27 protein-coding genes are annotated in these 26,487 nt (G+C 45.7%); 9 read left to right on the plus strand and 18 right to left on the minus strand.

Going from position 1 to position 26,487, the window contains the following annotated elements:
• From devC to ACRC32_RS08885, 11 genes are all read right to left on the minus strand, one after another.
• Window positions 1–1,151 (minus strand): ABC transporter permease DevC (devC, locus tag ACRC32_RS08835; protein ID WP_438553612.1); only part of this gene is annotated, 1,151 nt, incomplete at its 3' end.
• A gap of 287 nt (window positions 1,152–1,438) precedes the next feature.
• Window positions 1,439–2,662: an HlyD family efflux transporter periplasmic adaptor subunit gene (locus ACRC32_RS08840; protein WP_438553613.1), complete on the minus strand. Its 1,224-nt coding sequence runs from the start codon at window positions 2,660–2,662 to the stop codon at window positions 1,439–1,441.
• A 160-nt stretch (window positions 2,663–2,822) separates the two neighbouring features.
• Window positions 2,823–5,648, minus strand: a complete 2,826-nt coding sequence (locus ACRC32_RS08845) for a hybrid sensor histidine kinase/response regulator (RefSeq protein ID WP_438553614.1) — start codon at window positions 5,646–5,648, stop codon at window positions 2,823–2,825.
• Window positions 5,649–5,686: 38 nt separating this feature from the next.
• Window positions 5,687–8,683: a methyl-accepting chemotaxis protein gene (locus tag ACRC32_RS08850; RefSeq protein ID WP_438553615.1), complete on the minus strand. Its 2,997-nt coding sequence runs from the start codon at window positions 8,681–8,683 to the stop codon at window positions 5,687–5,689.
• Between the two features lie 59 nt (window positions 8,684–8,742).
• Window positions 8,743–9,219, minus strand: coding sequence for a chemotaxis protein CheW (locus ACRC32_RS08855; RefSeq protein WP_438553616.1), 477 nt, complete (start codon window positions 9,217–9,219; stop codon window positions 8,743–8,745).
• Window positions 9,220–9,292: 73 nt separating this feature from the next.
• Window positions 9,293–9,469 carry a hypothetical protein gene (locus tag ACRC32_RS08860; RefSeq protein ID WP_438553617.1) on the minus strand — a complete coding sequence of 59 codons (177 nt, stop codon included), beginning with the start codon at window positions 9,467–9,469 and terminating at the stop codon, window positions 9,293–9,295.
• A gap of 6 nt (window positions 9,470–9,475) precedes the next feature.
• The gene (locus tag ACRC32_RS08865; RefSeq protein ID WP_438553636.1) at window positions 9,476–10,168 is read right to left on the minus strand and encodes a TIGR00266 family protein; all 693 of its coding nucleotides are present in this window, start codon (window positions 10,166–10,168) and stop codon (window positions 9,476–9,478) included.
• Window positions 10,169–10,257: 89 nt separating this feature from the next.
• Window positions 10,258–10,935: a TIGR00266 family protein gene (locus ACRC32_RS08870; RefSeq protein WP_438553618.1), complete on the minus strand. Its 678-nt coding sequence runs from the start codon at window positions 10,933–10,935 to the stop codon at window positions 10,258–10,260.
• An 82-nt stretch (window positions 10,936–11,017) separates the two neighbouring features.
• On the minus strand, window positions 11,018–11,680 hold the full coding sequence (locus ACRC32_RS08875) for a TIGR00266 family protein (RefSeq protein ID WP_438553619.1): 663 nt from the start codon (window positions 11,678–11,680) through the stop codon (window positions 11,018–11,020).
• Between the two features lie 272 nt (window positions 11,681–11,952).
• Window positions 11,953–12,888: an alpha/beta fold hydrolase gene (locus tag ACRC32_RS08880; RefSeq protein ID WP_438553620.1), complete on the minus strand. Its 936-nt coding sequence runs from the start codon at window positions 12,886–12,888 to the stop codon at window positions 11,953–11,955.
• Between the two features lie 53 nt (window positions 12,889–12,941).
• Window positions 12,942–13,082 (minus strand): hypothetical protein, encoded by a 141-nt coding sequence (locus ACRC32_RS08885; RefSeq protein ID WP_438553621.1) that lies wholly within the window; start codon window positions 13,080–13,082, stop codon window positions 12,942–12,944.
• A 149-nt stretch (window positions 13,083–13,231) separates the two neighbouring features.
• Between ACRC32_RS08885 and ACRC32_RS08890 the strand changes: the two genes are divergently transcribed.
• A complete protein-coding gene (locus tag ACRC32_RS08890) occupies window positions 13,232–14,167 on the plus strand; it encodes a shikimate dehydrogenase (RefSeq protein ID WP_438553622.1) in 936 nt (311 codons plus the stop codon).
• A gap of 49 nt (window positions 14,168–14,216) precedes the next feature.
• On the opposite strand, the gene ACRC32_RS08895 is transcribed toward ACRC32_RS08890, so the two are convergent.
• The 5 genes from ACRC32_RS08895 to ACRC32_RS08915 all read right to left on the minus strand — a co-directional run bounded on the left by ACRC32_RS08895 (window position 14,217) and on the right by ACRC32_RS08915 (window position 17,739).
• Window positions 14,217–14,516: a hypothetical protein gene (locus ACRC32_RS08895; RefSeq protein WP_438553623.1), complete on the minus strand. Its 300-nt coding sequence runs from the start codon at window positions 14,514–14,516 to the stop codon at window positions 14,217–14,219.
• Between the two features lie 360 nt (window positions 14,517–14,876).
• A complete protein-coding gene (locus ACRC32_RS08900; protein WP_438553624.1) occupies window positions 14,877–15,095 on the minus strand; it encodes a hypothetical protein in 219 nt (72 codons plus the stop codon).
• Window positions 15,096–15,210: 115 nt separating this feature from the next.
• On the minus strand, window positions 15,211–15,627 hold the full coding sequence (locus ACRC32_RS08905) for a TonB-dependent receptor plug domain-containing protein (protein ID WP_438553625.1): 417 nt from the start codon (window positions 15,625–15,627) through the stop codon (window positions 15,211–15,213).
• Entirely contained in the window at window positions 15,614–15,979 is a 366-nt protein-coding gene (locus tag ACRC32_RS08910) for a hypothetical protein (protein WP_438553626.1), read from the minus strand. The genes ACRC32_RS08905 and ACRC32_RS08910 overlap by 14 nt, the downstream gene beginning before the upstream one ends.
• 275 nt (window positions 15,980–16,254) lie before the next feature.
• Window positions 16,255–17,739 carry a CIA30 family protein gene (locus ACRC32_RS08915; protein WP_438553627.1) on the minus strand — a complete coding sequence of 495 codons (1,485 nt, stop codon included), beginning with the start codon at window positions 17,737–17,739 and terminating at the stop codon, window positions 16,255–16,257.
• Between the two features lie 184 nt (window positions 17,740–17,923).
• On the opposite strand from ACRC32_RS08915, the gene ACRC32_RS08920 reads away from it, so the two are divergent.
• Window positions 17,924–18,670 (plus strand): DUF3598 family protein, encoded by a 747-nt coding sequence (locus ACRC32_RS08920; protein ID WP_438553628.1) that lies wholly within the window; start codon window positions 17,924–17,926, stop codon window positions 18,668–18,670.
• Window positions 18,671–18,672: 2 nt separating this feature from the next.
• Here ACRC32_RS08920 and ACRC32_RS08925 read toward each other — a convergent pair whose 3' ends face one another.
• Window positions 18,673–19,509, minus strand: a complete 837-nt coding sequence (locus ACRC32_RS08925) for an SDR family oxidoreductase (RefSeq protein WP_438553629.1) — start codon at window positions 19,507–19,509, stop codon at window positions 18,673–18,675.
• Window positions 19,510–19,587: 78 nt separating this feature from the next.
• Between ACRC32_RS08925 and ACRC32_RS08930 the strand changes: the two genes are divergently transcribed.
• From ACRC32_RS08930 to ACRC32_RS08955, 6 genes are all read left to right on the plus strand, one after another.
• The gene (locus ACRC32_RS08930) at window positions 19,588–20,469 is read left to right on the plus strand and encodes an alpha/beta fold hydrolase (RefSeq protein WP_438553630.1); all 882 of its coding nucleotides are present in this window, start codon (window positions 19,588–19,590) and stop codon (window positions 20,467–20,469) included.
• 91 nt (window positions 20,470–20,560) lie between these two features.
• Entirely contained in the window at window positions 20,561–20,728 is a 168-nt protein-coding gene (locus tag ACRC32_RS08935; protein ID WP_438553631.1) for a hypothetical protein, read from the plus strand.
• The gene (locus ACRC32_RS08940) at window positions 20,713–21,390 is read left to right on the plus strand and encodes a DUF502 domain-containing protein (RefSeq protein ID WP_039716661.1); all 678 of its coding nucleotides are present in this window, start codon (window positions 20,713–20,715) and stop codon (window positions 21,388–21,390) included. Before ACRC32_RS08935 ends, ACRC32_RS08940 begins: the two co-directional genes overlap by 16 nt.
• An 88-nt stretch (window positions 21,391–21,478) precedes the next feature.
• Window positions 21,479–22,153: a transcription antitermination factor NusB gene (gene nusB / locus ACRC32_RS08945; protein ID WP_438553632.1), complete on the plus strand. Its 675-nt coding sequence runs from the start codon at window positions 21,479–21,481 to the stop codon at window positions 22,151–22,153.
• Window positions 22,154–22,223: 70 nt separating this feature from the next.
• Entirely contained in the window at window positions 22,224–23,897 is a 1,674-nt protein-coding gene (gene ftsY / locus ACRC32_RS08950; RefSeq protein ID WP_438553633.1) for a signal recognition particle-docking protein FtsY, read from the plus strand.
• A 500-nt stretch (window positions 23,898–24,397) separates the two neighbouring features.
• Window positions 24,398–25,795: a PP2C family protein-serine/threonine phosphatase gene (locus ACRC32_RS08955; protein WP_438553634.1), complete on the plus strand. Its 1,398-nt coding sequence runs from the start codon at window positions 24,398–24,400 to the stop codon at window positions 25,793–25,795.
• Here ACRC32_RS08955 and ACRC32_RS08960 read toward each other — a convergent pair.
• On the minus strand, window positions 25,788–25,934 hold the full coding sequence (locus tag ACRC32_RS08960; RefSeq protein WP_438553635.1) for a hypothetical protein: 147 nt from the start codon (window positions 25,932–25,934) through the stop codon (window positions 25,788–25,790). The two genes, ACRC32_RS08955 and ACRC32_RS08960, sit on opposite strands and share 8 nt — an antisense overlap.
• Before the next feature lie 143 nt (window positions 25,935–26,077).
• Here ACRC32_RS08960 and ACRC32_RS08965 point away from each other — a divergent pair, with 143 nt between their 5' ends.
• The gene (locus tag ACRC32_RS08965; RefSeq protein WP_041463045.1) at window positions 26,078–26,260 is read left to right on the plus strand and encodes a hypothetical protein; all 183 of its coding nucleotides are present in this window, start codon (window positions 26,078–26,080) and stop codon (window positions 26,258–26,260) included.
• The last annotated feature ends 227 nt before the right edge of the window (window positions 26,261–26,487 follow it).

Genomic DNA, 26,487 nt, shown 5'->3' on the forward strand with positions numbered 1-26,487 from the left:
ACTTGAATGGCAACGCTGGCTTTCATCACTAAGGGAATTCTAGTTAATGTTACGAGTAATTCATACAGTCCGATTGAGGCGATAAAGCCAGGAACAAAGCCCATGACACCAAGAACGATCGCCTCACCTAGAACAACCATAAGTAACGAGCGATCGCTGTAACCCATTGCTTTGAGCGTGGCATACTCTGACAGGTGGTCGCTGACATCAGAGTAAAGCACTTGATAGAGAATAATTACCCCGACGACAAAACCCACAACCGTACCAAACTTGAGAATAATGCCTTCTGGCTGCGCCTCGTGGAACTGTCGTTCGCGCTCGATTAATTCTGCTTTGGTGTAAACTCCAACATCCTTGGGCAGGCGATCGCGCAATCTAGCCTGTACTGTAGCAATATCGGCTCCTGGGGACAAACTTACGACCCCAATCCTCACTTTTTCCATGCTCTCCTCGCCAAACCGCTGAGCGTAAGTCCAATCGCTAATGATGACATTACCCTTATCGTTGATGGTGCTACCCATACTGAAAAGTCCCGTAACGTAAGTGCGATGATTTTCCATGAGGGTTAAAACTTCTGGGCGATCGCGCAACATGGCGGAGATATCGCCTAAAGATGACTGAGACAGGCGATCGAACAATACTGCATCTGGTGCGTTTAATTTGAAACTCTGCTGATTTACCTCTGGTAGGTTGAGTGTAGGTTGGGCAGGATTGATTGCAATAACTCTAACTTCATTGCCAAAAGCACGCGGTTGTTTTTGGCTGTTAGAGCTATCTTGCCCAGCAGCCAGTTGCTGTGGATCTACCCAATTCGCTCTGCTAATATACACCGGAGCTACAGCAGTAACACCTTCAACCGCCGCAGCCTGGTAAAGGTAAGCTTGGGGAAAATTAATTCTAAATAGCAAACTAGGACTAGACGCAGAAACCAACACCAATTCCCCTGCTAGGCTTTGATGCAGTTTAGTCGTCCCATCTGTCAGCATTGCTAGCAGTCCCAGCTGAGTAAACATCAGAATATTGGCAAAACAAATCCCCGTCGTTGCCACAGCAAGGCGAACTTTTTGATGAGATAATTGCGCCCAAGCCAACGGAGTCTCTATCTCAGATGGGAAACGCTTGCGTAAAGATTTGAGCAAGGGAAGTTTCATGTATAGCAGGGAGCAGGGAGCAGGGTGTAGGGAGCAGAGGAAAAAGACTTGGCTAATCTTGCTTGTAAACAGTAAACAGTTGAAATGTCCTAATCTATCCGCTCTCTGCTATAGATGGGACAGGCAACAAGGGGGACAGGGGAGACAAGCGAGAGAAGGGAGACAAGGAAGCAAGTCGTAAATTACTACACCCCACACCCTACACCCTACACCCTACACCCTACACCCTGCTCCCTGCTCCCTACACCCTGCTCCCTGCTCCCTGCTCCCTGCTCCCTGCTCCCCGATCAATTCACATCTATCCTGACTCGTACTTGCATACCTGTGAAGGCAGCAACCTTCGAACTATCTTCAGGGTTGAGGCGGATTTTGACTTCTACGACGCGGGCATTAACATCAGTGGTTGGCTTGCTATCGTCTTGATTGAGACGAGTTTTGCCGACTTGAAAGCCGATCTGAGCGACTTCACCCCGAAGTTCCCCTGAAAAGCCACCATACTCGCTGGAGACTGTGACAGCCTGCTCTAATCGCACTTTACCAATATCGGTTTCGTAGACTTCAGCTAATACGTACATTTGCTTTGTCCTACCTAATTCGGCAATTCCTTCTTCAACGTTGACTCGTTCCCCAACGCGAGTGTTAATTCTTAAAATTTGTCCAGCAACGGGAACTCGGACTTGAGTATCGTCTAATTCAGCTTGCCGCTCTTGTACCTGAATGATTGCTTGCTCTAGCTCAGCCTGGGCAATTTTAACATCGACAGGGCGAACCTCTTGTAGTCTAAACAAATTTGCTCTTTCTTTGACCAATTGTGCTTGTAAAGTCGAGCGGGTATTGTCTGCGTCGGCTTGCCGCTCTGCTAGCACTGCTTGCGCCTTGTTCATCTCTTCAATAGTGTTGTCTAGTTCAGAGCGACCGATCGCCCCTTGCTGCCACAGAAAAAGATTTCGTTGTTGTCTCAACTTAGCATTGCTCAGGGTAGCTTCCACTTCAGCGATCGCAGCGGCTTTCTGCTTAGTTTCGCTACGCAACCGCGCCTCTAATTCGGCGATCGCTGCTCTTTGAGCCGCAATCTCTCCAGTTTTTGCATCTCCTTGCTGAATTTTGAGCAATTGAGCCTGCTTTACGACTACATTGGCTCGCGCATTTCGCAATTGTTGTTCGAGCCTGTCTCGTCCTTGCAGAATTGCGATCGTCTGATTTGCCCACACGAAATCGCCTTCTTGTACCAAGATTTGGTTCACGCGACTGTCTTCGGCATTGAAAACTGAAATTTTCGTCACATCTCCAGCCGGAATTAGTTTTCCCAGAGCAACTACACGAGTCACAGCTTTAGGACTGGCTGATGGTGTTTCCGGCTTACCGTTCTGAGCGCGAATACTGCCACAACCAACACACAAACTCCAGCAACTCAAAATAGCTATGCGGAGCGCATACAACCGCAGACGAGAAGTTGCTCGATTGAAGAAAGGGTGTGGGGTGTAGGGTGTGGGGTGTAGTGAGTGGTGCATGAAGTGTGGGAAGTGTGGGAAGTGTGGGGTATAGGGTGTAGTGTTTTTTCTCCCTCAGCTGGGCAACTCTCCCACTCTAGCCTTCGGCAAGCTCTTCGGGCTACGAGAAGGGCTATTCTCCGAGAAGCCACCCTTCGGGTGTCTACGCCCTACAACTTCCTCAGCTTTCTTCTCCCCCCCCATTTATCAAACGCTCCAGCGTTTCTGACAATTGCTGCTTGTCATAAGGCTTGCAGAAAAAGGCAGTTGCACCCAAGTTTAAAGCAAGTTGGCGTTCTTTAATGCCACTGCGAGAGGTCAACATGACAATGGGTAACTGTTGGAAAGCTGGATTGGATTTCACCCTAGCCAAGAAACCGTAACCATCGAGCCGAGGCATATCGATATCGCAAACTACGGCAGCAATTTGAGAACCACTCATCAACTTTTCTAAAGCATCCAGTCCGTCTTTGCCCTGTTCGACTCGATATCCTGCTTTTTCTAGCGTCAAAGATAAGAGGCGACGGACATTAATCGAGTCATCGACGACTAAAATTGTCGGGCGTTGGTTTTGTAGTTCTGCCGCTGCACGATGGCGATCCTCTGGCTCTAAGCTGGCAGGGTGTTGGCTAGTGGCAATCCAGTAAAGTAACTCTGGGGTGTTGACCAAGGGAACGACCTTACCATCACCTAAAATCGTACAGCCGTTGAAGCCAGGAGGCATGGGAATGTTACCTTCGACCGGACGGATGGCAACTTCCTGTTCGCCCCAACAACGGTCTACTTGCAAACCAACCCAATCGCTACCATTAGCAATCAATAATACTGTTGGTGCGCTCATCAGGGGCTGAGTTCTTTCTTCGTTAGCGTTTTGCAGGCGACGAAATTTCAGCCAATCGCCCAGATAAATCAGCGGGACTGAGTATTCTTTCCAGTGCAGTTGTGGTTTGTCTTCGATTGTAGATATTTGTTCTACATCGAGCAGGAGCATTTCTTCGATCGCCGTGGTGGGAAAAGCTAGTAATATCCCTCGACTTTCCACCAATAGCACCCGTGCCACCGACAATGTGAGAGGAACGCCGATCGTAAATGTCGTACCTACTCCTGCCTTGGTTTCTACTTTAATGTCACCGCGCACTTGACGCAGGTTCGTGCGGACGACATCCATCCCGACACCGCGACCGGACAAGGAAGTAACTTCATCGGCAGTACTGAAACCAGGCTCGAAAATCAAAGTTAAAACTTCTTCGTCGCTAGCATTGGCGATCGCCTCTCGATCGAGTCCTAGATGTTGCGCCCGCTGTCTGACCTTATCAAGAGCAATCCCTCGCCCGTCATCTTTGAAAATAATCAGGGCTTGATTGCCCCGATATGTTGCTTCAATTGAAATCGTCCCTTGTTCCGGCTTACCGCTAGCTTTGCGAGTTTCAGGGTCTTCTATACCATGATCGAAGGCATTACGCAACAAATGCATCAGCGGGTTGCCCAGGGCTTCTAAAATACTGCGATCGATCGGGGTATCGCCGCCTTGAATTTTGAGTTCGACATTTTTACCGTGCTGTAAAGCCAATTCCCGCAAGGCTCTAGGAAACCGCCCGACCAGATCGGCAAACGGACGCATTCGCAGTTGGTTGATGCAAAATTGCAGTTGTTTTGCCGTGCGATTGAGGTCGCCAACAATTTGTTCTGTCTCCTGCAAGCACAGATCGATATCTCCGCTCACTTCTTGCAATTGCACGACATTCGCCATTACCTCCGTCGAAGCCTCGTCTGCTGCCTCATCTAGATTATTACCACTATCTAGTGAGGACATTGGCTGAGGCGATCGCGGGGTTGTTTCCTGTCGCAATTGGTTGCTGTCAGGAGAAAAGGCAACTTCCGATAGAAAAGATGATGTTGTGGGTAAAGCCGATGGAAATGAAGATGGTGGCAGTGTTGCAGTCCGACGACGATGATGGGATTGTTGCAGCGATCGCACTTTCCGTTCCAGAATTTTGACGGAGTTCCGCAACCTCTCTATTTGTAAATCGAGTCCGCTGCGTTCTATGGTCAACTCCCCAAACAGATCGTTGAGTTGCTCTAGCTGTTTGAGTGGAACTCTAACGGTATTTTCCTGCGTCTCCTTCAGTTCGGCTGGCGGCGCGAGATCGAGCGGAGATGATAATCTGGCAGGACTAGCAGCCGTAACAGCAGTTGGATCGGCAGCGTTTGCACTCAAGCTATCAACTTCCTCTACAACACCATCTAAATTGAGCGTCGAGGGTAAACCCTGTAATTGTCCCGCCATAATTGCGGCTTGCGATCGCCGCCATGCCCGCAAAGCTGCTTGGGCAATCTCTTCCTCTCGTGCGGGTTGAGTCGCTAATAGTTGTTTTACGGAGCTACACAAACTGTTAAACTCTGGTAACTCTAGTACTTCCCCCAGATCGCTTAAATCTTGGGCGATCGTCGCAACTTCTGCGCCCAAGTTAGACTTATCCTCTTGCGCCAAAATCGTCTCTAGCTGCTGCAAATAAACATCAACTTCCGATTCAAACAGCATTTGAATTGTTTCTAATCCCTGCTGCGGTGACAGAGGTGTAACTGTTTCCTGTTCTTCCCTTGGTTCTCCCAGTATTTGTTGCAACTGCTCGAATAGCGGTTGAACTTGACTTGTCTGCCATTGCTCGTCCACAACGTTTGTCTGGCGATTTGTCGTGACGACGTGGCGCAAACAATCCACCGCACTCAACAGCAACCTTTCCACTTCCGGCTGAATCTGCTTCTGAGTTCTGATGACTTTAAAAAAGTTTTCCAGGCGATGAGCTAAATGACTCAGAGTTGAAAATTCCATCATTGCAGCTCCACCCTTAATCGAGTGTGCCGATCGCAGCATGGCATCGACTTCTTGCCGCGTCAGTTCTACACGATTGCTAACTCCAATTAGCTTTGACTCGATTGCATCCAAATGGTCTTGGGCTTCTTCTAAAAATTGGAGCTGAATTTCACGTTCTTTATCATGAATCATTTTTGTGTGAGGATGAATTAGTAGTTAGTTATTAATTGTTAATACTCAATAGTATTTTCTCCCTCAGCTCCCTCAGCTCCCTTAGCTCCCTCAGCTCTCTTTTTTCCTAACTCCCGCATTTCGTCGCCAACTTTAAACTTGCCAACTGAAACTTGCAGTTGTTGGGCAACTTCTACGGTGCGTTGTAGGGAATTGGAGATTTGACGGGAGTATTCGGAAGATCCTGCCGATACACCAGCAATTTCTTGCATCAATTCCGTAACCATTTGTGCTGTCTCGACTTGGGAAATCGTGGCACGCGAAATCGATTGCACCAACTGATAAATTTGATGCGATTCTTCTAAAATTCGTCCCAAACTTTGTTTGGAATCTTCCACAAAATTCGCGCCGGCGATCGCCTGCTGGTTGCCGATTTCCATCGTCCGCACGACATGGCTCGTTTCCATTTGAATATTCTCGACAATTTGTTCGATTTCCTGCGTGGCTGCGGCTGATTTGGCGGCGAGTTGCCCAATTTCTTCTGCCACGACAGTAAATCCCCGTCCGGCTTCTCCGGCGCGTCCGGCTTCGATGCTAGCATTAATGGCTAAAACATTGGTTTGCAGGGCAATGTGATTGATTAAAGATACGACTTTAGAAATCTGTTGAGTCGATTCGCCTAACTGCTTGGCTTGCATCGCGGTTGTTGTCACTGTATCCCGCAAACTCAAAATACTCTGTACCGTGCGATCCATTGCTTTGCCACCAGTCTCTGCCGTGCTAAAAGCAATGCTAGCAACTTCGGCGGCGCGATCGGCGCTAGCTGCTACAGCTTGAATCGAATGAGTCATGCGCTGTACTGAGTCTAGGGTGCGATCGATATCTTGGGCTTGTTTGAGTGCTTCGTCGGCGAGTTGGCGGATTGCGCCTGCGTTTTCGTCTACCGAAATATTGACTTGTGTTGCCGCTTTTTTCACCTGCACGACTAATTGTCTGAGGCTTTCGATAATGGCGTTAAAAAATTCCGCTACCGTGCCGATTTCTCCGGTGGTTGCGTTTGCTCTTACCGTTAAATCTCCCCTTGCCGTGCCTTCAATTTGAGCTAGCAGCTGTACGAGTTTTTGTTGCAAGATTTCTTTTTGCTGTCTTTGGTCGAGGGAAATCGTTTCAGCTTTTTGGCGAGAGGCTTCTACCTGTTCTAAAAGATGAGCTTGATCGAGGGCAAAGCCAATTTGAGTTGCTAACTGGGTAAATAAATCGATATCCGCTTGCTGCCAGATCCGCGATTTAGAACATTGATGGGCAATGAGTAAACCTAACAATTCGCGATCGCGAATCAGTGGCGCAACCAATGTAGCCTTAACTTCAAATTTTTCTAACTGTTTGACATGACAAGCTGCCAGTCCGGCTTGATAAATATTGTCGATCGCCCGTACCCTACCTTCGCGATACTGTTGGGCGTAACCTTCCCGAAAGCAGCTATCATCTATTGTTTGCCCGACTAACTGTTGCCAACCAGGGGCTACTGACTCAGCAATAATTTTTCCCTGCCAGTCAGGATCGAAGCAATAGACGACAACGCGCTCTGTTTTCAGGACGCGCCGCACTTCTCGCACGGCAGTGACTAAAATATCTTGAAAGTTAAGCGACTGCCGAATTTGCAAGGTCAGATCGGTGAGTAAATTGGCTCTTTCGACTGTGCTTTGCTGTTGTTCGAGTTGGGTTTGCAGTTGTTCCGCCATGCGGTTGATATTTGCCGCTAACACCCCGACTTCATCTTCGCCTGTCACCGGAACGCGAGTGTCGAGTCTGCCTTGTCCTAGTTTGCGAACGGCGCGAGAAACGGTGACGATCGGGCGCAGGGCGCGGTTGACCAAAATTGTCGCGATCGCCGCCGCTAGTAATGTGGTCAATCCCGTCGCTCCCATAAAAGTGAGCAGCAATCCGCCGCGAATGTCGGCAAACAGCTCCTCACTAGGCTGAGCGATCGCCACTCCCCAGTTCAGTTTGGCTAATTCTTTAATTGCTGGTAACGGCGCATAAGATAGCAAATATTCTTGTTGTTGCTGGCGATTGATATCGTATGTACTACCCAGGGTTGATGATTTTTGCAGTTGTGTGACTACCTGGGGAAAAATGGCTTTGACATCTTTACCCAAGTATTCGGGATATGATGCTGGGGCAATGAAGATCGTACCGCGCTCGTTGAAAGCCAGGAATTCCTCAATCTGCAAGCCAGGTATATTTTTGGTCAGTTGCCGATCTTGCTGTTGCACGCTGCGATCGAAATACCCTACAGGGGTGCGGGTACGGACTATGCCAATGGTTTGCCCCGTGTCTGGATCTTTCACTGGTGCAGCGGTAAAAATCGAGTATTGTCCCGTGGCGATGGATTTACGCGGCGGCGTAATGACTGGGCGATCGCCCTTCAGGGCTGCCTGAAAGTAGTCGATTTTGTTGTAGTTCTCAATGACATCTCCAGACGATTGCATCACTACATCGCCGTCCAGATCTAGCAGGATGATACTGTCGTAGCCTTGACCGTTCTTAATGTATTGGTCTAAAAATGCTTGTCTTTCTGCTTCTGGTAGCGATCGCCGAATATAAGGGCGATTGAATAGCGTCATACTTGCCAGGGTTTGTACGTCCTGGTAGCGTCCGATTAAAAATCGATCTAAGCGATCGGCGAAAGATGCAACTCGCACTTGCTGTTGCTGTCTGATATTCTGAGTAATATTACTACTGGTGAGGTGATAGGCTGTTGCTCCTAAAAGAACGATCGGAATAGTGCTAACCGCGATCGCCCCAAGCGTAGCTTTGGCTCTCAAGCCGATCCGCTCCCACCACCACGAACGCGACTTGGAGGGAGGACGCTTGACTGAGTTAACGCCGTGAGGCACTGTAGTTTGTCCGGCAGCGATCGTCAGCGGGTTAGTATGACTTTTGGTTAAACCAGACTCCGGCTCTTGACTGCGATCTGCTTGACGATTCATCCCAGTTTTGCGATCTTCTCCTGCCGTGTCTTGCCTCGGTTCTTTCTTAGAGCGTATATTCATAAACTCAGCGTCTCCAGTAAGAGCAATTCCGCCAAACACCAATCATTTCAACATCAAAGCTATTTCCTGTACAGAGCGGGGGCAAGTAAAATTGCTTCTGCATTGACTACGAGTATTAACTCTTGTTCCTGGACGATACAGCCATGAAGGAAAGGAATTAATGCTGATGTTACCAGCTCTTTTGAGGATTGAACCAAGTCTGGAGTAAAGTATTTTACGCCGTTGACTTCTGGTACGAGTAACCCCAAAGTCATTTGCTGGGCTTGAATTAAAATGACGTTATATTGCGAGATATTATGGTCGAGCGGCTGCAAGCTGAGGAGCTGAGCCAAATCGACTACCCACAATACCCGATTGCGGTGGTTCAGCAAACCGACTACACACTCAGGCATATTGGGCATAGGAGTGATTCTCCGTGCGGGTATCATTAATACCTCTTGCACGTACTCCATTGCCAAAATAGCAGGAATTTGTTCTGCCAGATAAAGTTTTAAATATCTTTCACCTGGACGGGTTTCTATTTCTGCTGAATTCATTCGCGATCGCAACTAACTTGGCTGAGCTTGCCTAACCGAAGACCTAACGATTTTGGCATTTAGCATAACATCCTCAGTCTTTTTGGGGACAAAATTTATAATTCATTAAGAGTGGCTGGTGGCTGGTGGCTAGTAAATAGGGTGTGGGGTGTGGGGTGTGGGGTGTAGGGAATTTTGAATTTTGAATTGCTTCCCCAGCTCCCTCTGCTCCTGAAGCTCTCTTCCCCGACTCCCGACTCCCGACTCTCAACTCCCTTTAATCGCTACTCTTAGTGGGACGAAAAGCGTCTAAAAAATTGAGTAAGTTATACATTTGACGAGATTGAATCCAAAGCTTGCCTTTACCTCGGAAGCGACAAACCAATCCTTCTCCACCTAAAAGTCCCGTTCTCAGATTCTTAAATGATAAACCGCCGATCGTTTCTACGTGATAACTGAGTGAATCTTCAAAAGCAACCACGTAACCCGTATCCACTACATAATCGCCTTCTACGGGAATCTCAATAATTGCACCGTAGGAGCTAAACCAAAGATCGCCCTTACCAGTAACTCGTAACAAAAATAAAGACTCACCGCTAAAAAAACCTCTAAATCCTTGAAATGAAGGATCGATTTCCACTGTATGGCTTGCTGCAACAAATCCCGAAGATTGCAACATTAAACCGTTACTATCTAGATAGTAATGCTGAATATCTCCTGGCACTCCAGGGGAAAGAAATAGCTGTCCGGCTCGTCCTTCAGCGGTAAATTCGCTCATAAATAAAGACTCGCCTCCTACCATTCTGCCTATTCCTTTCATCACTCCCCCTTTCATTTTGGACTTCATTTTTATCCAAGAGTCCATCGCCGCCATTGCCCCAGATTCAACCAATACGGTTTCATTTGCCCTCAAATCGAGTTGCAAAGAAGCATAAGCAGGAGAATGTTCAATTTTATATGTAATATTCATAATTGGTAGTTGGTAGTTGGTAGTTGGTAGTTGGGTGGTGCGTGGTAATTTCTCCCTCAGCTTCCTCAGCTCTCTTCTTCCCTGCTCCCTCATTTTGCAGGTAATTGCGAGCCGACTAATTGACCGAAAGCATGAGCATTGTGGGTTTGGCAAAATAATCTACCTTTACCTTGAAAACGACAGGCTAATCCTTCTCCGCCTAAAAATGCTCCAATTAAATTAGAGCCAACTTTTGTAATGCTAAAATTTAAACTTTTTTCAAAAGCTACAATATGCCCAGTATCAACGATATACTCGCCATCAACAGAAATTTCGTAAATTGCTCCGAAAGATGTTAGGATAACTTGACCAGAACCACCTATATCTAACCAAAATATTGATTCTCCTGAAAAGAACGATCTAAATCCTTGAAACCCGACGTTAATATCGACATTCACTTCGCTAGCTAAATAAGAAGTTGCTTGAACGACTAGCCCAACTGATGTCATTTGATAAACCAAAATATCGCCCATTAATTTAGGGGCTAAAAAGACTTCACCGTCATGTGTGGGAGAACGAAATATACTCAAAAATAAAGACTCTCCCGCCATCATTCGTTTAAGTCCGCCCAGAATGCCACCACTTTTTCCTTGTCTGAGGGCAGTACTAGCATTGATATAACTACTCATAGCAATCATACTGCCTGCTTCCGCCACTAACTCCTCGCCAGCGCTCATCCTAATATGAGCGATCGCGCTATCAGGTTGATGTAAGATATCTATTTCCATAGTGGTAATTGGTAATTAGTAATTGGTAATTGGGAAGTCAAAAGTTAAAAGTTAAAATTCATAACTGATAACTGATAACTGACTACTTAACTTGCGATCGCAAATATCTAACTAATCCATCAATACTGCGAGATTGTAAATAAATATCGCCTGTACCAGAAAGACGATTGACTAATCCTTCGCCAGAGGTGACGGAACCAACTAAGCCACCAGCTAATCCAATACTCATTTTAATTTTTGGTTCGTAGGCAACTAAATGTCCGCTATCAACAACAAATTCTCCTTGAATCTGCTTTTTTATAATCCCGCCATAGCAGCCAAAAAATGCTCTACCATTACCACTGAGTTTCAGTTTAAATAATCCTTCGCCTGCCAACCAACTTTTAATTCCTGCCCATTGTAAGCCCATTTTCACCCCTGCACTATGGGCGACAAATGCTCCTGGTTGCAAGCAAATATCTCCCTGACTCAAATCAAGTCTGCCAATATCGCCAATTGTGGATTGAGTTAAAACTAATCTAAGGGATTGTTGAGTCCGATTGGTAAAAGTATTAACGAATAACGATTCGCCACCCAAAAACTTTTTCAGTAAGGCAGGAATTAAACCACCAGAAAATTTAGTTTGGATTGATAACTGGGCATCCATACTCGTCATTGCCCCAGCTTCAGCAGTAATACTCTCCCCAGGATCGAGCGTGACGAAAATAGCAGCAAAGGCTGGTTTGTAGCGAATATCGTATTTCAAAGCCCTAATTCCTACTCTCGATAATGCACTTAATATGGAGCAGAAAATGAGCGATCGTCCAGCTTATTTGAAGAATTAATAAAATTTTGCTAAATTGTTTACGATCTGTGCCTTTAATCGGAAGTCGGAAGTCGGGAGTTGGGAGTCGCGACAAGAGAGCTGAGGAAGGGCAAGGTCGCTGAGGAAGCTGAGGGGGAAAAGAATCAACTAACAACCGTCAACCGTCAACTGTCAACTACCAACTACCAACTACCAACTACCAATTACCAAATTCACGCAGAAATCGATAATATCCACTCCCGCAGCAATGAATTCACCTGTTCGGGAACTTCATCATGGGGACAATGACCTGCTTTCAAGAAGTATTCTTGCAATTGTGGATAATATTGACGAAACTTTGGACTTCGCCCTCTAGCATTCATCCACGGGTCGCCCTCACCCCACAATAACAGCAACGGGCAAGTCAATTGTTGGAGCAATATGTCAACTTTTTCCCCTTGAGGAGTGCTGAAAACTGAGGCAAATACATCCACTGCACCAGGATCGCACGCCGGACGATAAATGTCTTCTACTAACTGGTCTGTAATGGCACTTTTATCAAGATAGACTTTCTCTAGAGTTTGTCGGATCACCCACGGTTGGCGAATGTACTGAAATAACAGAAACCGTGCCCAAGGCAGCTGAAAAATCCACTTGGTTACATCGCCGAAGAATTTTTGCCATAAATCCGGTTGGCGTGGTGGTTGAACTTCAGTTTGCACTGATTCTGATTCAACGCTTGGCTGTTCTTCGCTAAAAGGACCGGCACTATTCAGTAATACTAACCCTGCTGCGGCATCTGGACGCTGGGCAGCAACGCATAAACTCGCATATCCGCCTAATGAATTACCCGCTAGTACCGCAGGTTGTCCGATAACTTCGGTGATAAAGTCATAAAGCTGGTCGCGCCACAAATCGCCACTATATTGCACTTTAGCTTTAGCAGAACGTCCAAAACCAATCAGATCGATCGCATAGACTTGAAAATCGTTTTGCAGTTCGGCAATATTTTTGCGCCAGTGGTCGGTAGAAGCACCAAATCCATGTACTAATAGTAGAGGTGGACGCTGAGGGTGAGGCGTTCCCGCTTTGACATAGTACATCGAATGCCCGCGCCACTGCCAATACTTACCAGGAACCGAGGTTGTAAAAGCTGTTGTTGTCTGCACGATTTAGTAATGTTAAGTAACTTTACTAATTTTAATTTAGTGGCAATTGGTAACTAGTAGTTGGTAATTGGTAATTGGTAATTGGTGATTTCCCTACTCTTGTACAGGTGGGTTGAATCAAAAATTACTCGTTTGTCCGCAGGCATGTTTGGTAAATCTGCTCCTACTATTCCGGTACGGGCGGGTTTAACCATCGAATTGTTTGTGATATCACGGGTTATGCTCAAAAAAACCCGCCCCTACAATTCCCTCATCTGATTACAGGTACGGGCGGGTTTAACCATCGAATTGTTTGTGATATCACAGGTTATGCTCAAAAAACCCGCCCCTACAATTCCCTCATATGATTACAGGCAAAACAAAACTACTTGGCGTAATCGGACATCCGGTGGAACATTCCCTTTCACCCGCGATGCATAATGCCGCGATCGCCCATTTAGGATTAGATTATGTCTATCTCCCCTTATCCGTAAAACCGGAAGATTTAGCTGCTGCACTCCAAGGTTTTGCGGCGATTGGCTTAGTCGGTGTTAACGCCACCATTCCTCACAAACAGGCGATTTTGCCCTTTCTATCAGAAGTCTCTCCCATAGCGCAAGCAGTAGGCGCAGTCAATACTGTCTGGCGCACAGATGAAGGGTGGGCGGGAACTAATACTGACGTGGAAGGATTCCTCGCACCGCTCTTAGAAAAGTCAAAAGTCATGGAAAAGTCAAAAGTCAATAGTCAAAAGTCAATAGTCGAATCTAACTCATCAACTACCAACTACCAACTACCAACTACCAATTACCCGCAAACAACAGTCATTCTCGGTAATGGCGGCGCAGCCAGGGCTGTAGTAGCGGGTTGCTCTCAACTAGGTTGTGCAGAAATTTGTGTCGTAGGGCGTAATGAGGTAAAGTTACAGGAGTTTTACACGAGTTGGGGTAATTCTCAAGTTCAAGCTAATTTGCAAGTCTATACTTGGGATAAGCTACCGGATTTAATTGCCCGTGCCGATTTACTGGTGAATACAACGCCCATCGGTATGTATCCTCATGTCGATCGATCGCCTTTGAGTCTAGCTGAGATGGCAGTATTAAAACAAGGTGCGATCGCCTACGATTTAATTTATACTCCTCGTCCAACGCTATTTTTAAAACAAGCACAACAACAAGGTGCGATGACTATTGATGGCTTGGAAATGTTAGTACAACAAGGCGCAGCTGCTTTAAAAATCTGGTTACAGCAACCCGTTCCTGTAGAGATTATGCGCCAAGCACTGCAACAACAACTGTAGAGAGGCTTCTATAACTACTTACTTTCTACCAACTACTGACCACTCACTTTTACACAGCTTCAAAAGTAGCCCGCTTCGTATCTTTAGCATACAAGTGCATCAATAAGTTCTGATTCTGGTAATCTAGATCGAATTCAATCTCTATTCTCATTTCTGGATCGATTGGTTTAAATTTAGTCGGAGTAAAAGAATGAATTTGAAAGTTAAAGTTGGGTACGTTTATTGTTAGTTGTTTTTGCTTAAGAGCCAGTGACCAAATAGCACCAGTTTTTCGATTAATCAGAGTAGTTGGTTCGGGTTCGATTTTCAGATTACCAAGTAGATTCTCTACCCGAACAAACTTAACCATCAAGCAAACTGGCTTATGAAAGACTTCACTGACCAGTTTTTTCTGATTTAAATTGAGTTGTTGCCAGCCATTAACCCCAAGATGCTATTAGAGCGTTTTCATTTTCTACCTGTTTTTGCAAACTATTTAAGTGGGACATGAAAAATTGTTTAAGATTTGTCATGATTTTGCTTACTATAGATTGCCAAATGAAAAATAAAACAAGATTATTTGATATAGCAACCAGCTTGAGAAAGAAAAACAATTCAAATTGTTAGTATCTATTACAACAAAAGATACTTAGTTAAAAATATTAGATCAGATTTTACTGATATTTATATAATGTAATTTGCTATCAAATATTATTGCCCACCTAACTCACTAACTTTCAAAAAGAGAATTGTTAGAAATATGACACTCAATCCATGCTGAATACAAGTCTTCTTCTATGACTCCTCGCTTACCAATGATTTCAGCATCATGCATTAAGACTTTAAGCGTTGTTATATAAACGCCATTGAGTATTTGGTGTCCGTAACCAATTACCCTACCTATCTGTCCCGTATTCTGATGAACTACATACTCTCCTACGTCGAACATAATTTTCTCGCTCGATCGAAGTACATAGAAACTTTATCATAGCCGCGATCGCTTAAGTTATCGACAAGTTAATTTCCCTCTTAGAGACGAGATTGCTAATACTTATGACAGACTTTCATATTGGACTACTATGTTCATTTAAAACTTGTATGTTGCGTCCCCGTAGAGTTTGCCCAAAGTTACTGCTGCTTTGAGTTGGAACTGCTAAGCCAGGAACCAACTTACTGAGAATTTCCCCTACATTTTGGGACAGTCTTGTCTGTTGTTCAATTTGTTCGCGGTTAATTATCGTCACCGATCGCGGTACGTCCTGCGGTTCTTCTGCCGTCCGCGTTGCCGTCACGGTAATTTCCTGTGCTGACTCGCCTTCTGTAATCGTCTCTGTTTCTGTTGGAGTTTGCGCCGTTGGTGCGTCGGTTGCAGGCGCAACGGTGACAACCAAGCCGTTTTGACTTGGTACAACTTCTGCTGTGGGTGCTGCTGTCTCTCCCACGAGTTGAACTCTGACACGATTAGCATCAATCTGAGTCACTGTAACGAGACTGATTCCCTGGGCTGGGTTTTCTGCCCGATAATCTCCCTCTGGTAACGTCAGCCTTGCTTGAGGGATATCTGCTATCCAAATTATTGTTGTCAATCGTGGGCGTAGCTGCTGGCAATTGCTGTCTGCCTGCCGTTTCTAGGATGAGTTCTAGTCCTTGAGGAGTCGAATTCAGTCTTACAGCCGTTACCTCGATTGCCTTCTCTGCATCGCTACGCTGCTCTTGGGGCGCGTTTTGAGTATAAGTGGATACTGATGTAAGTTGCGCTTGAGCGATCGCGGGGACGAACGTGGCGATCGCGCTTACTAAGCTTAGTACAGATAGTAATTGCAAATTTGACACAATAACTCCTCACTCACAAATCATCATGTGACTTGCTAATTTACTCCTTTGGAGGGATGCAAGATTCGATTTCACGTTATTTTGAAGTAAATACTCGCTTTTTAGCCAGTAAATTTACTGAAACTAATTTTCAATAATACTACTCAAGCAATAAAAATTGACAAGAAACTTTCTTAATAAATAGAGAAGGGAGAAAACATTCATGCATTGCGTGGTTTTTCTCCCCCAGCTCTCTTTTCCTGCTCCCTACTCCCTACTCCCTGCTCCCTTTTTTCTCAATCGCGTTTTAAACGAGCCAACAAATTCTGCCAATTAGCAGCAAAAGCACCGTAGTTCGGATCGGCTTTGACTTCAAAAGTCAAGTTACCATCCTGGGGTTGCTCCACGACTCGAACGCAAAGTTCGGCAATTGAATCGCGGCTGACTTTTCCTTTAATATTATCCCCTTGGTCGAAAACCAAAGGCTGTATCCCAGGTTCTTCTGTCAGCGCACACGGTCTGATAATTGTATAAGGAACGCCACTTTCTCTCACAGCTTCTTCACCACGCCATTTCCAAGTTAAAATGCCTCCCAATTGGTCATTTAAACGCACGGCTGGCGGTTCTTCCTCTAAGTTAATTCCTGGGCGATTGGGACGAGTGACACCAGCAGAACTGACTAAAAGAAACTGAGGTTTTGCACTACCATACGCGCTAATTGACTCGACTTGCAAAACAAATCCACCAGGAGAAAACTGCGGATTGAGTTCGCCGTTGTATTCAAATTTGCTCAACATTAATTGCAACGAGCGAATTTTGCTAGTATCGATCGCCGGAGCATCTGATATTGTTTTTGCCCGAAATACGGCTGTTAGTTGGTTAAATGGAATTCGTACCGTTATCCACTCATTGGCTACGGTATCAAAAGAATACGAATAAGCCATTCCATCCCAACTCGATTCCGTGCGCAGGAAAAACTTGTAGCGCTTACCATCTCCCCTGACTCGCAGCGTCACGCCTTCGTAGCCGGATAAATCTAATGGCGAAGTAAAATTTTTTGTCCTGACAGAAGCAAAGCCGCCAGAGTTGGCTGTAGAAACATTACCCGTAAATAAAGCCGTCCCTTCCACAAAACGAATCTCGCTTTGACTGACACCACCCATGACGACATCATCCACAGCACCCCAAATTTGCTGTAATTGGGGAGTTGGTTGACTAAAATCAAAGACGATTTTTTCGCCACTTGGGTTCTGTTGCCAATATTGAGCCGCCGCTTGGACTAAATTTTTTACCCCCAAATATTCCACCCGTTCTGGAGTATCGCCGACGATTTCGGGTTGATAGAACTTAACGCCTTGATTGTATTTTTCTCTGCCTGGGGTATCTCCACCCACTGGTTGCACCCGCACCGCCGTACAGCAAATAACAGCGCGGACATTTGCCATCATCTCTGGTGTCAGGGTTTCTGGCTGGGTAATGTCGCCGACATAGGTTTCGACATCACCCAAAATCGAGCTTGCTTTATCTTTATCTCGCACGAGCGATCGCACCTGATATCCTCTTTCTAGCAGCCGTTGTACGACTCGCTTACCTACACCACCCGTCGCGCCAGCGACTAGGATAACTCCCACTTGCTTACCTCCAGATAAATAATTTTCGGGTTTGTCAGCTACACCTGGGAGTATCTGTTTTAACCAACTCCAGCCAGGAATCGCCTCGAAATAGGCTAAAGTGCGGATGAATCTACCTGCATCCCAGCCAGCACGATTTTTTTCTGTCATAGCTTGTTCCTAGTCAGATCGCGAGCAGCTATCTCTATTTTGGTAACAAATCGCGCCGAGATGATTAAGCCTTTGGTACAAATCTTGAATGAAGTAGGGCGATCGCGCCTTGGTTATCTCCTGATTTGGACTTTTGCCCTAACTCGATTCAAAATTGTAATTAGACAGAGATAAGAGTTGAATTATGCCTATAGACATTCAAGAACAAAACTGGAATAACTTTTGCGATCGCCATTTACATGATTGGCATGGAATTTGGACGAGTTATTCTGCTCAAGGAGAAGTCCAAGATTCGTTTCAAAGTTTGAGAAGTTTTCGCGCCAACTCAGAAAAAACTCAAATTACACATACAAATCGATATATATATGCAGATGGTAAAATAGAGGAAAAAACTTGGCAGTTACAAAAGCCATTTCTTAGATCGATTTTTTTTCCTCAAGGTGCTGGTGCTTTTCATGCTGAGAAACTAGTACCTGACTCTTTTTTTGCAGTAGAATTATTTTTTATTCACAAAAACCTACGCCATAGCGCGATCGCTGCTTATACTGATGGTACTAATTTAACTAAAATATTGAGTATTCGCGAAGACTCCACAGGCTTTCCCAGCCAACATTGGTCTACCAATCTCGATTTAGTACCGGAAAGAAATTTGAGTGAAAATTGGACGGGTACTTCAGTGACAATGACACCCGATCTAAAAGTTTCATCTGCGGTTCCAGCTAATTTAAATTGGCAGATAGAAGGGAATGAATTGTTCTTCTTTCCTGATGAGATTTCTTTAAGTTGTCCCAAGCAAGTTGAGGTAGGAAAACAAATTGCGCTCGCTGCTACTTGGTTGGTTAATTCAAATTATATGCAACAGATTACAATTGAATATGGCGATTCAGGAGCCTTTGAGAGCTTGAACTTTGCAGAATTTACCCATGTCTAGTCCTAAATCAATACTTCTGGGTGAATCAAACTGTATCCTGCGGTTTTGAGTTTTTGATTCGATACCCTGGCATTGTAAGGACGAGTTTCCGATAACTCAGGATTCCACAACACTTGAGGCAGGTTATGGCGATCGCACAAATTTTGCAACAAATCGCGAGATAATGGGGGTTCGTCACCTACCAAATTGTAAATTCCCTCTAATTGCCGTTCTGCGGCAAAGGCGATCGCACCAACAATATCATCCAGGTGAATCCAATTCGTATAGGTTTCCCCGTTCCCTGGACGAGTCGTACCAAATGCACGACTGAAGATTTTTGTCAATTCCCGCCCTTCACCATAAATTCCTCCCAAGCGTAAGATACAGACTTTCAATTTGTCACTCGCAGCTGAGAGCAATACTTCTTCTGTCTCTGCCAAAACTTGTCCGTTCTGATTTGCTGGCGTTAAAGGTGATTCTTCGTCTACCCATGCCCCATTTCGATCGCCGAAAACAGAATAACTCCCCGTATAAATAATTTGTTTAACAGCAGTTTGTGGCAAAACTTGAATTAAATTCTTGGTGGTTTGTAGGTAAGTAGATTCGTAGCTATTGGCTTCAAAAGATTTGGGTGCAATGCTCACAATGACAATATCTCGATCTTGGATAGCTGACAAAAGAGTAGCTACATCGTCTCCTTTAGCTATAACAACTTGCTGAGCTAATTGTTCTAACTCGCTCATCCGTGCTTGAGTTGTCGTGGTTGCGGTAACCTGATACTTACCATCCTGCTGCCAGTGACGCGCGATCGCCTTACCGACATACCCACAGCCTAGAATTGCTACCTTCACAGTTTGCATTTTCCCTCTCTAGAAAGTCAAAAATCAAAAGTCAAAAGTCAAAATGCCGAAATCAAGCGCGTTCAAAATCAAACTGACATGAATCAATTTCAGCCCCCTGGTTTTGGAAAACAGGCGATCGCCACCTCTTTAGGATCGATGACTTACTACACCCAGGTAGCCGCACCTTGGCTATCCTCATCCAGTCATGAATTACCTCGCTTAGTCTTTCTACACTGCTTTGGTGGCGGTGCTTCAGCTTACGAATGGTCTAAAGTTTACCCTGCATTTGCCAGCGAATACCAGATTCTTGCAGCCGACTTAATTGGTTGGGGCGAATCAGCGCATCCCGTGCGAGAATATCAAATTGCCGACTATCTCACTACAATCGCTGAATTTATTCAAGCTTGCCATCCTCCCATCAAGGTAGTTGCCTCTTCTTTAACAGCAGCATTAGTCATTCGCCTTGCCGTTCAGCGTCCCGAATTATTTCAATCTCTCTTGCTCATCTGTCCCTCTGGGTTTGACGACTTCGGCGAAGGTGCGGGACGCAGACTACCGCTACAGTTAATTAGTACGCCCTTACTCGATCGCTTAATTTATGCCATAGGTGCAGAAAACGAAGTCTCTGTGCGTAACTTTCTCCAACAATTTCTCTTTGCCAAACCAGAACGAGTCACGCCAGAAATGGTAGCAGCCTATCTCACTTCTGCTCAAAAACCCAACGCCGAATACGCTGCCCTTGCTTTTCTCAAGGCTAATCTCTATTTTGACTTGGCTTTGTACGTACCGCAGCTAACCGTACCCACAGCGATTTTGTGGGGAGAGCAAGCACAATTTACCAAAATAGGCTTAGGAAGACGCTTAGCAAAGCTGAATCCGCGATCGATTATTGCATTTGAGGCGATCGCCCATGCTGGTGTCCTACCGCATCTAGAAACCCCAGAAATCGCGATCGGCTTGTTACAGAAGTATTTGTAGGAGCGAGGAGTGAGGAGTTAGGGAAAAGAGAGCAGAGGAGCAGAGGAGCTGAGGGAGAGAGCGATGACGAATGACCAATGACGAATGACCAATGACGAATGACCACGTGCAATCTTTATTTACAGAGTCAACAAAATATCATAGAGATATGCCTATTTATAAAATTGCTTCTCCCCAATTAGGGAAAAACAGGAAAAGAGGCTTGCTAAAGTCAACAGCCAGACAAAGGAGAGTCAGCAGCTTGTGCTTGAAAGGTTGAAACAGGATTTAAAAAATGACCTGATTGCAGGATTATTGGTCGTCATTCCCTTAGCTACGACAATCTGGCTGACGATCGCCGTTGCTAGTTGGACGATCGAATTTCTGACGCGGATTCCCAAACAACTGAATCCGTTAGATGAAATGAATCCCTTCCTGGTGAATCTCATAAACTTAGCGGTAGGTTTAACAGTACCGCTGCTATGCATTTTAGCGATCGGCTTAATGGCACGCAATATCGCCGGACGCTGGCTGCTCGATGTCGGAGAACAATTATTACAAGCCATTCCCTTAGCTGGAGCAGTCTACAAAACCTTAAAACAATTGCTCGAAACCCTGCTCAAAGATTCTAATGGGAAGTTTCGCCGCGTTATTCTAATAGAGTATCCTCGGCGGGGTGTATGGGCGATCGCCTTTGTCACTGGGATTATGAGTCATGAAATTCAATCTCACATGAATCGCCCCATGCTGAGCGTATTTATTCCCACAACCCCCAACCCAACCACCGGATGGTATGCCATTGTTCCAGCAGACGAAGCGATCGATCTATCTATGTCCGTTGAAGATGCCTTTAAAGTCATTATTTCTGGTGGTATTGTTTCCCCCAATGCGCCCTTACCCCCACTCTTGCTAGATCGCCAAGGACAAGCGATTAATCAGTGAACAGTTGTCAGTTGTCAGTTATCAGTCACCGCCGAGCAACTACCAACTACCAACTACCAACTACTAACTACCAATTACCCTTCCAATAATGAAAGCACGAAGTATTGCTCGCGAATTGGCTCTGCTTAGTTTGAGCCAACTGCCTAATTCCTCAGAAAAATTGGAAGCGCAACAACTATCTAATTTGTTAGTTGCAGCCGTCAGAACTTTGACAACGGAAGTAGAAGATGCTCTAGAGACTGCTTCTGGAGAAGTTCAGCGGGCAAACGATCGCCTCTTGACGAGCGAAACCCGTGCTAACGATGTCCAAACAGCCAGAGCTATGTTGCAGGATGGGATTCAATTGACTCAAAGTGCAATTAATCGCCTTGCTACAGCCATGCAACTACCAGAGACGATCCAATCAGCCACGGCAGCAGAACCAAATTTTGATATCCGCCGTTACGCGCTAACACTTGTGAATACAGTCAATCAAAACCGGGCTGAAATTGATGAAATTTTAGAACAGGCTTTAGTAGACTGGCAATTGAATCGACTGGCGCGGATCGATCGCGATATCCTGCGGATTGCAGTAGCCGAAATTGAATTTTTAGGTTTTCAAGATCGGGTTAGAGTCGCGATCGATGAAGCAGTAGAACTCGCAAAGCGGTACAGTGGAGACGAAGGATACAAATTTATCAACGGCGTTTTGCGCCGCGTCACCGATCGCTTGAAACAAAAAGAAGTCGGAAGTCGGAAGTCGGAAGTCAAGAGTCAACAGTAACTGCTCGTACGCTCCCTGCTCCCTGCTCCCTGCTCCCTGCTCCCTGCTCACTGATAACTGATAACTGATAATGGTTTTTAACTGGTTCCGCCGCAAACACGATGAATCTTCTACTCCACAAGAGGAGCAACCTGCTACTCCAGCACCGGAGCAACCAGCAGACGTATCCCAGGAACAACCGGCTCAAGATGCAGCAGTAGATTATCTCAGCTTTGCTAAAGCAGCCTATAAAAGTATTCAAGAAAGGCAGCAGCAAGCTCCAGACAAGAAAGCTGAGGGAGCCGAAGGAGCTGAGGTTGTAGAAGAAGCGGCTGCCGAGTTAGCGGAACCTGAAGCAGAGTCTTCAACTGCACAAGTAGAGCAACTTGTCAAGACAGAGGAACCAGTTACGGCAGAAACAGCCACGCTAGCAGAACCGATCGCGATTGAGGAAATAGCCACAACAGAAGCATCAGCGATCGCAGAGGAAACTACTACAGCAGAAACACCAATAGAAGCAACTGCACCAGAAGGCGCTGTAACAGAGGAAACAACACCAGAGGAAACTGCGGCAGAGGAAACAACACCAGAGGAAACAGCGAGCGTACCTTTTTGGGCAAGAGCAGAAGCAGAGCGTCAGGCAAGGTTGGAGAGGCTAAAGGCAACTGCGATCGAGGAACCAGAACCAGAAGTATTACAGCCAGTGACGGCAACAGAAGTTATTACACCTACAGCCGATACTGACCTAGCCCCCGATCTTGCTTTTGATGAAGGGTTTTTGTGGTCGGCGGAGGTTCTGGCGGCGCAAGGACGGCGACCGGAAGATATTTCGGTGGAAGAAATTACTTGGTTGAAAAAGCTGCGGCAGGGTTTAGGCAAAACGCGCCGTAATATTGTCAACCAGTTAAAATCCATTGTCGGTCAAGGACCGCTGAACCAAGCAGCGGTGATAGAAATTGAAGCCCTGCTGCTGCAAGCGGATGTTGGAGTGGAAGCGACGGATTACATCATCGAAGCCTTGCAAAATCAGATCAAGCAAGCAGCCTTACCCCCAGACGCCGCGATCGCTTATCTGAAAAAGATTCTCCGAGATATGCTCGATCGCCCCCTGCAAAACCGCAGCCCTGTTTTTGTTCCAGAAAAAGATAAACTCAATATTTGGTTAATTACCGGAGTCAATGGGGCAGGTAAGACCACAACTATCGGTAAACTCGCCCATATCGCTCAAAAATCCGGCTACAACTGTTTAATTGGGGCAGCAGATACCTTCCGCGCCGCTGCCGTGGAACAAGTGAAGATATGGGGCGCAAGGAGCAATGTCGAAGTGATTGCCAACCCTGGCAAAAATACCGATCCAGCCGCAGTGGTATTTGATGCGATCGCTGCCGCACAAGCACGCAACACGGAATTACTACTCGTCGATACTGCTGGAAGATTGCAAAACAAGAAAAACTTGATGGACGAACTGAGTAAAATTCGCCGCATCGTCGATAAAAAAGCCTCCGATGCCCGTGTAGAATCTTTACTCGTCCTCGACGCTACCCTCGGACAAAACGGCTTGCGACAGGCAGAAGTGTTTGCTCAAGCCGCTCAACTCAGTGGTGTCGTCTTAACTAAACTCGATGGTACGGCTAAGGGTGGCGTGGCTCTAGCAGTCGTGCAGCAACTCAATCTCCCAATTCGCTTCATCGGCGCTGGAGAAGGCATCGAAGATCTGCGTCCTTTTTCTAGCTACGAATTTGTAGAAGCACTGATCGGAACGTAACTAGGGGCTAGGGGAAGAAAGAGAAAAATAAGGGACAAGGAAGACAAGGGGAACAAGGAAGACAAGGAAGAATTCACCTGTTCATTCCCTACTCCCTGCTCCCTATTCCCTGCTCCCTCTAAATTCAGTAATACTTCGACAGCAATTGTATTGAATTTTAAGTTAAGATATCTCAACTTAACCGATCGATCTTGCCTATGCGTAAAAGTCAATAAAATGCAGCAACTAACTTAGTTTTAGTAAAATCCAAAATTAAAATTAAAATTTTTTCGGCAACTTTGTTGTCAAAGAATCTATACTAACAGGAGCAAAAGGGGGTAAAACACACTTTTTTTAGTGTACCTGTAGGTATATCCTTCAAAAGACATTGCTAAACTACTTAGCTATTGGTTCTATGACTCTTACTGCCTAACTTGATGGCTCACGGCTATTGGTTCTATGACTCTTACTGCCTAACTTGATGGCTCACGACTACTCTCTAACATAATAAAACTAAACCCGTGTCTGTGCCTCAACCGCCCTTCCAACCCACCGATCGAACTAGCAGCGCCGCTACTGATGTTAACCCAGTTGTAGCGCTCAAAGAACTAGTGGCGCGCCTGTATCGGGAACAGAATAAGGTACAAGATTTGCTAAGTTCCTTGGGATTTGCCCTCAGGAGCTTCAATAATTTGAATCAGTTTCTCGAACTCATTCCGTTAATAGCAACACGGGTAACGGATGCTGACGGTGGGGTATTGTTCCTCTACAAATCTAACGGTCAGGTGAGCTTGGAAAAGCTACATTGCCAAGATATTCACCAACGCAAACAAATCCGTAAAGCTTTAGAAACAGCCACGAGTGCCGTCACCACTGCACTTACAACAGCCCAAATCGTTCCTGCTACGGCAACTTTAGATGCTCAAGTCAGCCATCACTTAGGATCGCAAATACAGTTATTTGGTACGACAATTTTGGTCAAGCAGGCAGAACGAGGAAGATTATACGTCTTTAGCAGCGATCCCGAATATACTTGGACGGAAACCAGACAGAAGTTAGTCCGACTTGTTGCCGACCAAACAGCAGTAGCAATTGAAAATGACGAACTAAAAGTAGAACTACGCAAAAAAGAGCGTCTAGACCGCGAGTTAGAAATTGGAGCAGAAATTCAATTACGACTTTTACCTCGCCAATGTCCTAACGTCCCTGGGGTATCTCTAGCGGCGAGATGTCAGCCAGCAAACCGCGTTGGCGGAGATTACTACGACTTCATCCCGATCGAGCGCGACTTGAGTCAAGCAGACGGCAAAAGTAGCAACCCTGATAGTTGCTGGGGCTTAGTAATTGGTGATGTAATGGGCAAAGGGGTTCCAGCCGGACTCATCATGACTATGACGCGGGGAATGTTGCGCGCTGAGGCATTAAACGAACATTCTCCAGCTCGAATTTTGCAGCATTTGAATCGGGTCATGTATACCGATTTAGAAAATTCTCATCGTTTTGTCACTTTATTCTATTCAGAATACAACCCACAGACGCGCAGGCTGACTTACAGCAATGCAGCCCATCATCCGCCCTTACTATGGCAAGCAGCTACAAAAACAGTGAAGCGCTTAGATACTTTAGAGGGCATGTTGATCGGGCTTGAAGCTCATAGCAATTACGAAGATGCTCAAGTTCAGTTGGAACCAGGAGACACAATTATTTACTATACAGACGGGTTTACTGATGCTGCTAATCAAAGAGGCGATCGCTTTGACGAAGAAAGGCTAGAACGCGAATTTAAATTTGCTTGTCGCCACTGTCAAGACCCCCAAGCAATTCTCGAATATCTTTTCGCTCAAGTTCACAAATTCATCAGTGGCGCAACTAACCAAAATAAAGACGATATGACACTAGTAGTCATGCGAATCAACTAGTAGTTGGTAGTTGGTAATTGGTATTTGCTCCCCTGCTCCTCTGCTCCTCTGCCCCTCTGCTCCTCTGCTCCTCTGCTCCTCTGCCCCTCTGCCCCTCTGCTCCCTGCTCCCTGCTCCCTAATAACTGAACACTGGTCACTACCAATTCTATGTGTTACGACAGTCATGAACTTATGCTGCCTTTAGAAGGCTACTCAGCTAGGAGATTGACTCGTTATGGTTGTTGGTTCAGTCCTTCCACTCACTACTTGGTTTTCCCACTACACTCAAGTTTTGAGTTCTATGTCTCAAATACTTTGGCACTTACCTTGGCATAGTACGCTAGCTCAAAGTATCAAAGATCCAGATCTGCTAGGTCAATGGCAGAAAGCTTTCGATCACTTTATCCAAACAGGGCAAGTATGGGCTTTGCTAATCGGGATTTTTATTGGCTTTTTAGTCAAAAGCATGACTAGCTTTGGTTAACAGTGACCAGTGACCAGTGTAAAGACGTTACATGCAACATTTTTACCATGCAACATTTTTACACTGTGTCAGCAACCGAGATTGTGAATAAGAACCAGGGTCTTTGTTCTTTACAGAAAGCTTGGTTGTGGCTGATAACTGATAACTGTTAACTGATAACTGTTAACTGATAACTGTTAACTAGTCTTAGTTACTAGCTGCTGTATCCTCATCTTCCTCAGCCTGTG

It is taken from the genome of Chroococcidiopsis sp. (assembly GCF_051657925.1).
Lineage (GTDB): Bacteria > Cyanobacteriota > Cyanobacteriia > Cyanobacteriales > Chroococcidiopsidaceae > Chroococcidiopsis.